Origin of the sequence: Pseudomonas sp. LABIM340, assembly GCF_040017195.2 — a bacterium.
GTDB lineage: Bacteria > Pseudomonadota > Gammaproteobacteria > Pseudomonadales > Pseudomonadaceae > Pseudomonas.
This window is the reverse complement of sequence record NZ_CM200227.1, coordinates 703,795-716,925: the sequence shown is the minus strand read 5'-3', so window position 1 is coordinate 716,925 and position 13,131 is coordinate 703,795. Positions and strand designations below refer to the sequence as shown.

The window sequence follows — 13,131 nt, the reverse complement described above, 5'->3', positions numbered from 1 at the left end:
TCGCAGGCCTACCCTGTCAGGCAGGAAACCCGGACGAGGGAAGCTGCCATGGAAGCGGAAGGCCTGATGATCCTGCTCACAGTGAGCGCCGCGCTCGGCGTGCACCTGTGGGTGCGCTGGTACCTGCGGCGCGGGATGCTGCCGCGCGGGGATCAGTGGCTGGCGTGAGAACACCGACATGCTGAAGATGAACGCCCTGGTGCCGGAGCTGATCGTCGCGGACCTGACGAGAAGCCTGCACTTCTACTGCGAGGTGCTCGGTTTCGCCATCGAGTACCAGCGCCGCGAAGACGACTTCGCCTTTCTTTCCTTTGGCGACAGCCAGCTCATGCTGGAGCAGGACTGGCATTCCGACTCGCCATGGAGCGTGCGCCCACTGGACCCACCACTGGGACGAGGCATCAACTTCTCCATCCGCTGCCCCGATATTCAGGCGCTGGTGAGTTCACTGAACGAGGCGCGTATCTCGCTACGCAAACCCGTTGAGGATCGCTGGTACCGGCAGGACGAACAGTTGTACGGGGAGCGCAATTTCCTCGTCCAGGACCCGGACGGCTACCTGTTGCGCTTCGCCCAGAGCCTTGGATCGCGGCCGCTGCCAGCCGACTGATTTCGCTACGGCCGATACAGATGCGCATGCCCCGCGCTGTACAGCGACGAATCGGCAAACCCCTCCGCCCCGAGCACCTTGCCCACCAGAATCAGCGCGGTGCGCCGGAAGCCCTTGGCCTCTGCCTTTGGCAGGATGTCGCCGAGGGTGCCGGTGACCTGGTCCTGGTCCGGCCAGCTGGCGCGGTGGATCACCGCGATGGGGCAGTCCGCGCCGTAGTGCGGCAGCAGCTCGGCGACGATGTTCGCCAACTGGCCGACGCCCAGGTGAATGGCCAGGGTCGCTCGGTGCTGCGCCAGTTCCGCCAGCGACTCGCCTTCGGGCATCCGCGTCCTGCTCGCGTAGCGGGTGAGAATCAGCGTCTGGGAGATATCCGGCAGGGTCAGCTCGCAGCCGAGAATCGCCGCGCAGGCGGAAGTCGCGGTGACGCCAGGGACGATCTCGTAGGCGATGCCCAGTTCGCGCAGGTGGCGGATCTGCTCACCGATGGCGCCGTACAGCGAGGGATCGCCGGAGTGCACTCGCGCGACGTCCTTGCCCTCGGCTTGGGCCTGCGCCAGCAGCGCGACGATCTCTTCCAGGTTCAGCTCGGCGGTGTTCACCACGCGCTCGGCGCGGTGCCCTTCCAGCACGGCCGGCGGCACCAGTGAGCCGGCATAGAGGATCACCGGGCAGGTGCGGATCAGCCGCTGGCCCTTGACCGTGATGAGCTCGGGATCGCCGGGGCCGGCGCCGATGAAGTAGACCGTCATGACGGCTCCTGTGCGGGTTCGATGGGGATGAAGGCCAGCGCACAGGTGGCCTGCTCGCTGCGGCGCTTGCCTACCAGCAGGCGTGCCGCAGCACCGCCTTGCGCCTCGGCCTGCAGCAATGCCGCCGCCTCGGCCACGCTGGCGCTGCCGGTGGCCGTGCGCACGGTTTCGGAAGGGTCGCCCAGGCGCTTTTCGCAGGCCGCCAACTCTTGCGGCGTGAACAGCGCCAGCGGCAGATCGAGGGCGGCGGCCAGGGCTGTCAGTCCCTCCTCGTCGGCCTTCAGCGTGGCGCTGGCCAGGGCGGTGAGGTTCGACTCCTCCAGCCCGGCCTCGGCCAGCATATCGCGCAGCAGGGCGCGCAGTTCATCGAGCGGGCAACCCCGGCGGCAACCGAGGCCGGCAACCAGTGTCATGGTCGCTCTCCTTGCAGATCAAAATAAAAACCCCGCAGACGGCCAGGCCGGCTGCGGGGTCGAGCATAGCGGCGAATCAGGTCGACGGCGCGAAGCGGCGGAACATCCAGGCGGCGACCAGGCCCAGGGCAGCCCAGAACACGGCGTTGGTGACCAGCGAGGCGACGATGAACTCGTGGGCGACGCTTTCCGGCGCGAGGCTGGAATGCACTTCCGGCTGCGGCGCGCCGACCACGTGCGGCACCACCAGCAGGGCGAGACCGACAATGCGCAGCGCCCAGTGACGGCCGAACACCAGCAGCGCGAGGCCGGCGGCGGTGGCGGCGGCGGTGCCGATCCACCAGGTCTGCCGCAGAGTCAGGTCGGCGGCGGCGGTGCCGGGAACTTCCGGCGGCAGGCCGAGGGACGGCGCGAGGGTGAACACGGCGAAACCGGCCAGCCCCCAGAGCAAGCCTTCGGAAGTTTTACCCGGCGCGCGCAGGGTGAACAGGCCGGCCAGCATCAGGGCGAAGCCCACCGCGACCACCAGGTTGCCGCCGGTGGTGGAGAGGATGCGCTGCCAGCCGTCTTCCGGCTCCCAGGCCTCCGCGTCATGGTGGTGGCCCGCAGCAGCACCGTCGGCATGCTCGTGGGCGTGCTCCTCGACCAGCGCGGCGGCCGGATCGGATTTCTCATAGGTTTCCGCCTTGAGGATCAGCGGGGATACCCACAGCAGCTGGACTACGGTCAGCACCAGCGCGGCGATCAGACCGGCGAAACCGGCGGTCTGGGCGATACGTTTGATCATGAGTTTTTTCCTTTTCCTTCTCCGAGCCATCGAATCGAGCGAGCTAGAGCCAGGCAAGGCGGAGGATCGCCGGGGACGCGGAGTGGACTGTTGTCCATGAGCAGTCCACGGCGATTCTCCAACGCAGCCTGGCCGACGCGCAGCCGATTGAACTCAGAACCGCATCAGTGGCAGGGGAAGCCTGCGCTGTGGCGAGTATCGTGGGCGGCGTTATGTACCGCGTCGATGTGCGAGAAGCCGGCGAAATACACCAGCAGCGCACCGAGCAGGCTGGCGCCGACGGCCAGGCTGATGCGCTTGGAAAGGGGGATGGAAGTGCTCGACGCCTGTTGCGTCAGGATGCTGCTGGACATGAACGTTCCCTCTGAAATCTAGAGTGAGAACGCAGAGGTTGAACGCATTCGAACGCGCCGGATCGGTCGCGCCACGGCCTGCGCCCGCCCACCGCGGGTTGCCAAAACGAAGGATTCCAGGCCGGTCTCCGGGCTTGCGACGCCAGCGAGAGACTCTCGCCGGATGGGTCAGCCTTCCCATGCCTTGGCACAGTGGCTACTGACGACCCTCGATGCGCTTACCGTTGCGGGGGCAGCGCCGGACTGGTCCTTGCGGACGCACCGGCTTCCCGTTTCACCTCGCGCGCGTCGGCGCGAGACACCTGAAACCGCGCAAGCAGACCACGCTCGCCTGCAGGCGTCAACCGATCCCCGGCGATTGACCGGCCCGGCCGCGCTGCGTAGCCTTCCTCCCTTCGAGGTTCTCCGGCACTGGCCGGAGCTAAGAGGGAACGTGGAAATCTTCGGATGCGCCACGGCTGCCCCCGCAACTGTGAACAGCCTGTCTCTTCACACGCCACTGCCGATTCGGGCGGGAAGGCGAGGAGACAACAAAAGGCTGTGAGCCAGGAGACCTGCCTCGAGCAGCATCAAGACAACCGGGCGGGGTGATCCGGTGGCGACCTTCGTTGCGCGGCGAACCCGCGCGCGCGCCCTTCATCCGCCCTCCCAATTTCGCTTGCGAGGCGCGCATGAAAACCCTGGCCAAACTCCCCGTCACCATCGTCACCGGCTTCCTCGGTGCCGGTAAGACCACCCTGCTCCGCCACATGCTCGATAACGCCGAAGGCCGCCGTATCGCGGTGATCGTCAACGAATTCGGCGAGCTGGGCATCGACGGCGAAATCCTCAAGCAGTGCTCCATCGGTTGCAGTGAAGAAGAAGCGGTCGGCCGCGTCTTCGAACTGGCCAACGGCTGCCTGTGCTGCACCGTGCAGGAAGAATTCTTCCCGGTGATGCGTGAACTGGTAGCGCGCCGTGGCGACCTCGACCAGATCCTCATCGAGACCTCGGGTCTCGCCCTGCCCAAGCCGCTGGTGCAGGCCTTCCAGTGGCCGGAAATCCGCAACGCCTGCACCGTTGACGCGGTGATCACCGTGGTCGACAGCCCGGCCGTGGCCGCCGGCACCTTCGCCGCCCACCCCGAGCAGGTGGACGAGCAGCGCAAGCAGGACCCGAACCTGGACCACGAATCGCCGCTGCACGAACTCTTCGAAGACCAGCTGGCCAGCGCCGACCTGGTGGTGCTGAACAAGGCCGACCTGCTGGACGCCGAAGCCCTGGCCCGCGTGCGCGCTGAAGTCGCCGAGGAGCTGCCGCCGGCGGTGAAGATCGTCGAAGCCAACTCCGGCCAGCTGCCGCTCTCGGTGCTGCTGGGGCTGAACGCCGAGGCCGAGCTGCACATCGACAGCCGCCCGACCCACCACGACCACGAAGGCCATGACGATCATGACCACGACGAGTTCGACTCCTTCCACGTCGACCTGCCGGAAGTGGAAGAGCGCGCCCTGCTCGATGCGCTGAACGCGCTGGTCGAGCGCCACGCCGTGCTGCGCATCAAGGGCTTCGTCGCCATCCCCGGCAAGCCCATGCGCCTGTTGGTTCAGGGCGTAGGCAAACGCTTCGACAAGCACTTCGACCGCGCCTGGCGCAGCGACGAAACCCGCGGCACCCGCCTGGTGGTGATCGGCCAGGAGCTGGACCAGGACACCATCGCCAACGAGCTGCGTACTGCCCTGACCTGATGACTTCGTAGGGTGGCGTGGAGCGCAGCGATACCCACCGGCGGTGATGGGTATCGCAAGCTCCACCCATCCTACAAACAGCCCGAACCGAGCAAGCCCATGCACCTGCTGCGCACCCAACCCGGCGGCTTCGTCCCTGACGACGGCATCGCCCACCTGGCCCAGACGCCCGCCGAGCTGGTGATCCTCTGCAGCGGCGACTCGCACCTGGCGCTGCTCGCCGAGGCGGCGCGCGAGCTGCCGGAGGACTACCCGAGCCTGCGCCTGGCCAACCCCATGCAGCTGCAGAATCACGCCTCGGTGGACCTCTACATCGACGAGGTGCTGCAGCACGCCAGGGTCATCCTGATCTCGGTGCACGGCGGCGTCGGTTACTGGCGCTACGGCATGGAGCAATTGGCGGCGCTGGCCGAGCGCGGCGCCACGCTGATCGCGGTGCCCGGCGACGACAAGCCCGACCCCGAACTCGGCGCCCTGTGCAGCGTCCCACCTGAGGATACCGAGCGTCTCTGGCAGTACCTGCGCCAGGGAGGCATGGAAAACGCCCGGCAGTTCTTCGCCTGCCTGGCCAGCCGTCACCTGCAGCGTGACTACGCCTGGAGCGAGCCACAGACCTTACCGCGCGTGGCGGTCTATCACCCGCAGATTGGCAGCAGCGACCTCGCCCGCTGGCAGGCCGACTGGGGCCCCGAGTGCCCGGTCGCCGCGCTGCTGTTCTATCGCACGCACCTGCAAGCGGCGAACACCGGTTTCATCGACACCTTCTGCGAACGCTTGCAGGCCCAGGGCATCAACCCGCTGCCCATCGCCGTGGCCAGCCTCAAGGAGGTCGCCTGCCTGGAGGCGGTGGAAAACCTGCTGGATGCCGCCGACGCCGAGCTGATCATCAATACCACCGGCTTCGCCCAGTCAAACCCGGAAGCGCCGCAGGACCGGCCCTTCCGACGCGACGTGCCGGTGCTGCAAGCCATCTGCTCGCTGGACAATCACGACCTCTGGCACGCCAACCCGCAGGGCCTCGGCCCGCGCGACCTGGCCATGCACGTCGCGCTGCCGGAGCTGGACGGCCGCATCATCACCCGGCCGATCAGCTTCAAGGGCCTGGCCTGGCGCAGCGAGCGCAGCCAGAGCGACGTGGTCTGCTACCTGCCGCATCTTCCCGGCATGGACTTCACCGCCGAGCTGGCACGGCGCTGGATGCTGCTCTCGCGCAAGGCCAACGCCGACAAGCGCGTGGCGCTGATCCTGGCGAATTACCCGACCCGTGACGGGCGCATCGGCAACGGTGTCGGCCTGGACACGCCGGCCGCCGCGCTGAATATCCTGCGCGCGCTGGAAGCCCAGGGCTATCCGGTCGCCGGCCTGCCCAACTCCGGCACCGCGTTGATCCAACAGCTTCTCGGCGGTGTCAGCAACGACCTCGACAGCCTCGACCTGCGCCCCTGCGCGCAGAGCCTGGCGCTGGACGACTACCTCGCCTGCTTCGCGCGCCTGCCCGAAGCCAACCAGCAAGCCGTGCGCGAACGCTGGGGCGAACCGCAGCAGGACCCGATGTTCCGCAGCGGCCGCATGATGGTCGCCGGCCTGCGCCTGGGCCTCGGCTTCGTCGGCATCCAGCCGGCGCGCGGCTACCAGCTCGACGCTGCGGCGATCTACCACGACCCGTCGCTGGTTCCGCCACACGGTTATCTCGCGTTCTACTTCTGGCTGCGCGAGGTATTCGGCGCCGACGCGGTGGTCCACGTCGGCAAGCACGGCAACCTCGAATGGCTGCCGGGCAAGGGTGTCGGGCTCTCCGAGGAATGCTGGCCGGCCGCGATTCTCGGCGCGCTGCCGAACCTCTACCCGTTCATCGTCAACGACCCCGGCGAAGGCGCGCAGGCCAAGCGTCGCGCCCAGGCGGTGATCATCGACCACCTGATGCCGCCGCTGACCCGCGCGGAAAACTACGGCCCGCTGCGCGACCTCGAACGCCTGGCCGACGAGTACTACGACGCCTCCCTGCTCGACCCGCGCCGCGCCACCGAATTGCGTGGCGACATCCTCACGCTGGTGCGCGAAACCTCGCTGGACCGCGAGCTGGGCCTGCAACTGAGCGACGATGCGGAAAGCTGGCTGCCGCAGCTGGACGCCTACCTGTGCGACCTCAAGGAATCGCAGATTCGCGATGGCCTGCATGTGTTCGGCGAATCGCCCGCAGGCGAGCTGCGCCGCGACACGCTGCTGTCGCTGGTGCGCATCCCGCGAGGCGATGGGCGCGGCGGCAACGCCAGCCTGCTGCGCGCGCTGAGTGACGATCTGCAACTGGGGCGCGACCCGCTGGACGAAGCTTTCGCCGAGGCCTGGGAGGGCCCGCGCCCGGATGTGCTGCTCGCCGTGAGCGACGAACCCTGGCGTAGCAACGGCGACACCCGCGAGCGTCTGGAGCTGTTCGCCCTGCGCCTGATCGACGGCATCGTCAGCGCACCCGGCAGCGCCAGCGCGGCGGTCCTCGCGCAACTTCAGCAGCAGATCGCCCCGACCCTGGACGCCTGCGGCGCCAGCGAAATCGGCCACCTGCTCGCCGGCCTCGACGGCCGCTTCGTCCCACCCGGCCCCAGCGGCGCGCCCAGCCGCGGGCGGGTCGACGTGCTGCCCACGGGGCGCAACTTCTTCACCGTGGACGTGCGCAACCTGCCCACGCCCACCGCCTTCCGCCTCGGCTTCCAGTCCGCCAGCCGCCTGCTCGAACGCCACCTGCAGGACCACGGCGACCACCTGCGCCAGCTCGGCCTCTCGGTGTGGGGCACGGCGACCATGCGCACCGGCGGCGACGACATCGCCCAAGCCCTGGCACTGCTCGGCGTACGCCCGGTGTGGCAGGCCGGCAGCCAGCGCGTAGAAGACTTCGAGATCCTGCCAATCACCCTGCTCGACCGTCCGCGGGTCGACGTGACGCTGCGAGTCTCGGGCTTCTTCCGCGATGCCTTCGCCAACCTGATTCGTCTGTTCGACGCCGCCGTACAGGCCGTCGCCGCGCTGGACGAGCCGGACGATATGAACCCGTTGGCCGCTCGTGTCCGTGCCGACCAGGCGCGTTTGCAGTCTGATGGACTGGCCCTCGACGAAGCCCGCCGCCAGGCCGGCTGGCGCATTTTCGGCGCGCAGCCCGGCGCTTACGGCGCCGGCGTGCAGGGCGTGATCGAATCACGCCAGTGGGACAGCCGCGACGACCTCGCCGAGGCCTACCTGAACTGGGGCGGCTACGCCTACGGCGCCAGCGACGACGGCACCCCGGCGCGCGAACGCTTCGCCCAGCGCCTCTCCGGCCTGCAGGCAGTGCTGCACAACCAGGACAACCGCGAGCACGACATCCTCGATTCCAACGACTACTACCAGTTCCAGGGCGGCATGCTCGCCGCCGCCGAGGTCATCCAGGGGCAGTCGCTGGCCAGCTACCACGGCGACCACAGCCAGCCGGACAACCCGCGCATCCGCACCCTGAAGGAAGAACTCGGCCGCGTGGTGCGCGCCCGCGCCGTGAACCCGAAATGGATCGCCGGCATGAAGCGCCACGGCTACAAAGGCGCCTTCGAACTGGCGGCGACGGTGGACTACCTGTTCGCCTTCGACGCCACCAGCGAACTGGTGGACGACCACCAGTACCGCCTGCTGGCCGACGCCTACCTGCTGGACGACGACACCCGCGAGTTCATCCGCCAGCACAACCCCGAAGCCCTGCGCGACATCGCCGAGCGCCTGGTGGAAGCGCAGCAGCGCGGGTTGTGGGAAGAGCCGGGGGAGTACCGCGAGATGCTGGAGAACCTGCTGGTGGACAGCGAGGAGCAGTGAGGGATTTCGCGCTCTCGCAGGATGGCGTGGAGCGAAGCGATACCCATCAATCCGTCTGACAAGTCAGCCCGAGAACAGGCCCAGCGCCGCAGCGCCCAGCAGGACCAGAAGAGTCACTCCCGCTCCACGCACCCACTGCGCTTCCATGCAGTAGGAGCGGGACAGCCCCGGCCGCGGAAAGCGCCCCAGCGTGAGCAGTTTCACGATCGGCCAGCCCACTGCATACAACGCAGGGCCGTACAAGGGTTCAAGCAAGGCATCCAGCACTTCCCACATATCGCAGCGCTCCCTGTGCGCATGCACCCAGTGTAGGAGCGCGCCATGCGCGCGAATCGCGGGCACGGGCCGCTCCTACAGGGGAATCGGTTTCAGCCCCGGCGCAGCCGCTCCGCCGCACCCAGCAACAGCGCCTCGGTGCCGCTCCAGCCCAGGCAGCCGTCAGTGATCGAGACGCCGTAGCGCAGCTCGCCGGACAGCGGCTGGCAGCCGTCGAACAGATGACTCTCCAGCATCACGCCGCGCAGCGAGGCATCACCGGCCACGCGCTGGTCGAGCACGCTGTCCAGCACCGCCGGCTGGCGCAGTGGGTCCTTGCCGCTGTTGGCGTGGCTGCAATCCACCATGATGCTCGCGTCGAGTCCGAGCTTTTCCAGCCCCTGGCGAATCTGCTGCACGCTGGCTGCGTCGAAATTCGGCCCGGCATGGCCGCCGCGCAGCACCAGATGGGTGTCCGGATTGCCCTGGGTCTGCACTAGCGACGGACGGCCCAGCGCATCGATGCCGAAATGCTGGTGCGGGTGAGCCGCCGAGCGCATGGCGTCGGTGGCGATGCCGATGCTGCCATCGGTGCCGTTCTTGAAGCCCACCGGCAGGTCGAGGCCGCTGACCATCTCGCGGTGTACCTGGGATTCACTGGTGCGCGCGCCGATGGCGGCCCAGCCCAGCAGGTCGTCGAAGTAGCCGGCCACCAGCGGTTGCAGCAGCTCGGTGGCGATCGGCAGGCCACGTTCGAGCATGCCCAGCATCAGCCTGCGCGACAGTTCCAGGCCGCCGGCCATGTCGCCAGTGCCATCCAGCTGCGGGTCGTAGACCAGGCCTTTCCAACCGATGGTGGTACGCGGTTTCTCGACGTAGGCGCGCATCACCAGCAGCAGCTGGTCGCTCACCTGCGGCGCCAGTTCGGCGAGGCGGTCTGCGTACTCGAGGGCTGAGACGGGGTCGTGCAGCGAGCAGGGGCCGATGACGACCAGCAGGCGCGGGTCGCGGCCATCGAGGACGGCACGGATCGACTCGCGGCCTTCGCGGACGCGGTGGGCCATGGCGGCGGACAGCGGCAGGCGCTGGCGCAGTTCGGCGGGGCTCGGCAGCGGGTGTTCGCGGCGGCGGGCGGAAGGCAGCGGGAGGTCGAGGACTTCGGCGGTGGCTGCGTGTTCGGGGCGGATCAGGGTGGAGGTGGAAGCGTTCATCTGACTGGCATCCTTGGCCGGCGCGGTGGTCTTTCCGCGCTCGGCGCTCTATCTAAGTGTTCGTGGCAAGGCTCGTTGGGTGGCACGCAGCGCGCTGCTAAATCGCCAGTCGGAGTTGCGGTAATAGCGGTAATCAGTGGTGTAGGCGGTCATGGCTTGATCCTCTGTCCGGGCGTTTTGGCCCGCTTCAATTCGTTGGCAATGTGTTGGCCTTGTGGGCCGGAAAAACAAAAACCCCGGTCGGGTTGCCGACCGGGGTTTCATGAATCTGTCTGGTTGGCGACCCTGCTTGCTAGGGCGCCTGTGGGGTATCAGGCGCGCCTTTGGCTAAACCAATACCCATAGAAGAAATAGCCGGCAGCAGCGGCCAGGACCTGCGCGCGAGCAGCCACGGAGCCGATGGCACCGAGGCGGGCGAGGGACTGGACGGACAGGCTGGACGGCATGATGTTCTCCGTGGAAGTGAAGCCAAGGTACTGCATCGCGCAGCGCCGATCAATGACTTGAATCTATCGTTCCGATGGACATTGGTCGCACCTCCTGCACCCGGTTCGCTACCATGCACGGACGAAATCCGCAGGAAATCCCCATGAGCGCCCTTCCCCATTTCCCACTGGCAGCCGTCGTCGGCGCCGATGAGCTGAAGCTGGCCCTGTGCCTGGCAGCCATCGACCCAGCCATCGGCGGCGTGCTGATCGAAGGGCCGCGCGGCATGGCCAAGTCCACCCTGGCACGCGGCGTCGCCGACCTGCTGGACGGCGGGCGCTTCGTCACCCTGCCGCTGGGCGCCAGCGAGGAACGCATCGTCGGCACCCTCGACCTGGACGCGGCGCTGGGCCAAGGACGCGCGCAGTTCTCCCCCGGCGTGTTGGCCCATGCCCACGGCGGTGTGCTCTATGTGGACGAAGTGAACCTGCTGCCCGACCACCTCGTCGACCTGCTGCTCGACGTGGCCGCCAGCGGGGTCAACCTGATCGAACGCGACGGCCTGTCCCACAGCCACCCGGCGCGCTTCGTGCTGATCGGCACGATGAACCCCGAGGAAGGTGAACTGCGCCCGCAACTGCTGGACCGCTTCGGCCTCAAGGTGCAGCTGGAAGGAACGCCCGCACCGAGCGAGCGCGCCGAGATCGTCCGGCGCCGGCTGGCCTTCGATGCCGACCCGCAGGCGTTCCTCGCGCAATGGCTGGATGCGCAGCAGGCACTGCAGCAACGCTGCGGCGACGCGCGCCAGCAGTTGGCCGCGATCCCCCTGGACGATGCTGCGCTGGAGACCATCGCCGAGCGCTGCCACGCCGCCGGTGTCGACGGCCTGCGCGCCGACCTCGTGTGGCTGCGCGCGGCTCGCGCTCATGCCGCCTGGCGTGGTGCCAACACGATTGAGGCGCAGGACATCGACGCGGTCGAGCACTTCGCCCTCGCCCATCGCCGCCGCCATCCGCCAGCGCAATCGAGCACGCCGCCGCAGTCGTCGTCCAGCCAACCCCAGGCACCGTCCAATGCCTCCAGCGGCGAAGGCCAATGGGGCGAACTGCCCGCGCAGAGCGTCGCCATGGGCGAACGCCGGCAACTGACGGGCTGGCCAAAAAAGCCCTGAGCATCCGCCCGCGCCCGGCCCCAGGCGCGGATGCCAACCCCCGACCCGGCCAGCTCGCCGGCGGCCGCAGCGGCGCCCGCCAAACGGGTGCGCACGGCCGTATCGACTGGCCTGCCACCCTGCGCAACGGCCGCCCGCAACGCCGCGCCGACCTGGTGCTGCGCGCCCGCAGTCGCCAGCCCGGCGAACTCTGGCTGGTGATAGTCGACGCCTCCGCCAGCACCCGCCGCCACGGCGCCCTCGCCCAGGCCAAGGGCCTGCTCGCCGACACCTTCGAACAGGCCTACCGGCAACGCGCACGCCTCGCCGTGCTGTATGCCACGGGCGCACAACCGCGCTGGCTGTGGCAGGGCCAGAAGGCTTCGAGTCAGTTGCAGGAATGGCTGGGGCAACTCGGTGCCGGCGGCGGCACCCCGTTGATCGAGGCGCTGCAGCAAGCGCGCGAGTGGCTGGACCAGCGCCAGCGACAGAAGCCGGGCGAGAGTCAGCGCCTGCTGGTGCTGACCGACGGCCGCCTGCGCGACTGGCCGGCGCTGCAGCCGCTGAACTGCCCGACGGTGCTGGTGGATATCGAGGGTGGAGCCGTGCGACTTGGCAGAGCCAGGAAGTTGGCGGAAGAGCTTGAGGCGGGCTATCGGCAGATCAGTGACATATCGGTGCAGACTGACTGAGAGCCCCTCACCCTAACCCTGGCTGCGCGCCCCGCTCAGAGGGAGATGGGACTGTCCTGAGCGAAGCGCCGGTTCGGAGTCCACCGGCTGAAGTCAATGTCGAACGTCACGCAGAACGGCCCCCTCTCCCCTCGGGAGAGGGCTAGGGTGAGGGATATTCGCCGCGCCGAGACATCCCGAATCACGGCTCCCCATTGCGCCCATGCAACAGGAACCCCGGCCGCTCGCTCAGCCGCTCGTAGTAGGCCGCCACTGCCGGTAGATCGGGGCGCTGCATGGGCGTCAGGTACCAGCGGTTCACCGACAGGCCGAGCACGATATCGGCGAGGCTGAAGCAGGCACCGGTGACGAACGCGCCGGTGTGCGCCAGCTGGCGGTCCAGCAGGGCCATGCAGTGGTTCCACTGCGCCTCGCTCAGCGCGATGGCGGATTCGTCGGTATGGCTCGGGCTGTTGCGCACCCTGGCCATGAACACGTAGCGCCAAGCGTTGTTCAGCTCGGTGGCCTGCCAGCCCATCCACTGCTCCACCAGCGCCCGCTCGCGCGGTGACGTCGGCAGCAATTCGCCCTGGGGATACTGGGCAGCGAGGTAGCCGCAGATGGCGTTGGATTCCCAGAGCACGAAGTCGCCGTCAACGAGGACCGGTACCATGGCGTTGGGGTTGAGCGCGATGAACTCCGCCGAGGCGGTGGAGCGGAAGCCCGCGCCCCAGTCTTCCCGTTCATAGGGCAGGTTCAGTTCGGCGCAGGTCCAGAGCACCTTGCGCACATTGATCGATGAGGCGCGGCCGAGGATTCGCAGCATGGTGTCACTCCCTGTGAAAACCGGGGCCCAGCATAGAGGCTGGCGGGGCGGCGGAGAAGCGCGGTCTTGACGCAACCGCGAGCTTGCCCGCGAGTCGCTACGAAGCTGTGGACGCCCGCGGC

At 68.2% G+C, this 13,131-nt stretch carries 13 protein-coding genes and 2 riboswitches; of the genes, 5 read left to right on the top strand and 8 right to left on the bottom strand.

All coding sequences use genetic code 11. The features are described 5' to 3' along the window. Positions 1-178: 178 nt before the first annotated feature. Positions 179-610 (top strand): bleomycin resistance protein, encoded by a 432-nt coding sequence (locus tag ABKS89_RS03510; protein ID WP_348589750.1) that lies wholly within the window; start codon positions 179-181, stop codon positions 608-610. Between the two features lie 5 nt (positions 611-615). Here the strand turns inward: ABKS89_RS03510 and cobM are convergent, their stop codons facing one another. The 4 genes from cobM to ABKS89_RS03490 form a co-directional block, all read right to left on the bottom strand. Next, positions 616-1,362 carry a precorrin-4 C(11)-methyltransferase gene (gene cobM, locus ABKS89_RS03505; protein ID WP_348589751.1) on the bottom strand — a complete coding sequence of 249 codons (747 nt, stop codon included), beginning with the start codon at positions 1,360-1,362 and terminating at the stop codon, positions 616-618. Then, positions 1,359-1,775 (bottom strand): cobalamin biosynthesis protein, encoded by a 417-nt coding sequence (locus tag ABKS89_RS03500; protein ID WP_348589753.1) that lies wholly within the window; start codon positions 1,773-1,775, stop codon positions 1,359-1,361. Before ABKS89_RS03500 ends, cobM begins: the two co-directional genes overlap by 4 nt. A 76-nt stretch (positions 1,776-1,851) precedes the next feature. Then, positions 1,852-2,562, bottom strand: coding sequence for a CbtA family protein (locus tag ABKS89_RS03495; RefSeq protein WP_348589755.1), 711 nt, complete (start codon positions 2,560-2,562; stop codon positions 1,852-1,854). A 164-nt stretch (positions 2,563-2,726) separates the two neighbouring features. Beyond that, positions 2,727-2,915, bottom strand: coding sequence for a CbtB domain-containing protein (locus ABKS89_RS03490; protein WP_138216880.1), 189 nt, complete (start codon positions 2,913-2,915; stop codon positions 2,727-2,729). A 102-nt stretch (positions 2,916-3,017) separates the two neighbouring features. Beyond that, positions 3,018-3,236: riboswitch (cobalamin riboswitch) on the bottom strand. A gap of 60 nt (positions 3,237-3,296) precedes the next feature. Further along, a riboswitch (cobalamin riboswitch) is annotated at positions 3,297-3,491 on the top strand. A gap of 95 nt (positions 3,492-3,586) precedes the next feature. On the opposite strand from ABKS89_RS03490, the gene cobW reads away from it, so the two are divergent. Together cobW and cobN are read left to right on the top strand one after the other, a co-directional pair. Beyond that, positions 3,587-4,639 (top strand): cobalamin biosynthesis protein CobW, encoded by a 1,053-nt coding sequence (gene cobW, locus ABKS89_RS03485; protein ID WP_348589757.1) that lies wholly within the window; start codon positions 3,587-3,589, stop codon positions 4,637-4,639. 99 nt (positions 4,640-4,738) lie between these two features. Beyond that, positions 4,739-8,470 (top strand): cobaltochelatase subunit CobN, encoded by a 3,732-nt coding sequence (gene cobN / locus ABKS89_RS03480; protein ID WP_348589759.1) that lies wholly within the window; start codon positions 4,739-4,741, stop codon positions 8,468-8,470. A gap of 63 nt (positions 8,471-8,533) precedes the next feature. Here the strand turns inward: cobN and ABKS89_RS03475 are convergent, their stop codons facing one another. The 3 genes from ABKS89_RS03475 to ABKS89_RS03465 all read right to left on the bottom strand — a co-directional run bounded on the left by ABKS89_RS03475 (position 8,534) and on the right by ABKS89_RS03465 (position 10,382). Beyond that, a complete protein-coding gene (locus ABKS89_RS03475; protein ID WP_518300985.1) occupies positions 8,534-8,812 on the bottom strand; it encodes a hypothetical protein in 279 nt (92 codons plus the stop codon). Positions 8,813-8,838: 26 nt separating this feature from the next. Beyond that, entirely contained in the window at positions 8,839-9,936 is a 1,098-nt protein-coding gene (locus ABKS89_RS03470; RefSeq protein ID WP_348589763.1) for a 3-deoxy-7-phosphoheptulonate synthase, read from the bottom strand. Between the two features lie 311 nt (positions 9,937-10,247). Further along, positions 10,248-10,382 carry a hypothetical protein gene (locus ABKS89_RS03465; protein WP_348589764.1) on the bottom strand — a complete coding sequence of 45 codons (135 nt, stop codon included), beginning with the start codon at positions 10,380-10,382 and terminating at the stop codon, positions 10,248-10,250. Positions 10,383-10,525: 143 nt separating this feature from the next. On the opposite strand from ABKS89_RS03465, the gene ABKS89_RS03460 reads away from it, so the two are divergent. Both ABKS89_RS03460 and ABKS89_RS03455 read left to right on the top strand, forming a co-directional pair. After that, positions 10,526-11,533, top strand: a complete 1,008-nt coding sequence (locus ABKS89_RS03460) for a magnesium chelatase ATPase subunit I (RefSeq protein WP_138216875.1) — start codon at positions 10,526-10,528, stop codon at positions 11,531-11,533. Next, positions 11,458-12,204 carry a vWA domain-containing protein gene (locus tag ABKS89_RS03455; RefSeq protein WP_348589765.1) on the top strand — a complete coding sequence of 249 codons (747 nt, stop codon included), beginning with the start codon at positions 11,458-11,460 and terminating at the stop codon, positions 12,202-12,204. The genes ABKS89_RS03460 and ABKS89_RS03455 overlap by 76 nt, the downstream gene beginning before the upstream one ends. A gap of 181 nt (positions 12,205-12,385) precedes the next feature. On the opposite strand, the gene ABKS89_RS03450 is transcribed toward ABKS89_RS03455, so the two are convergent. Further along, the gene (locus ABKS89_RS03450; protein WP_138216872.1) at positions 12,386-13,009 is read right to left on the bottom strand and encodes a glutathione S-transferase family protein; all 624 of its coding nucleotides are present in this window, start codon (positions 13,007-13,009) and stop codon (positions 12,386-12,388) included. Positions 13,010-13,131: the final 122 nt, after the last annotated feature.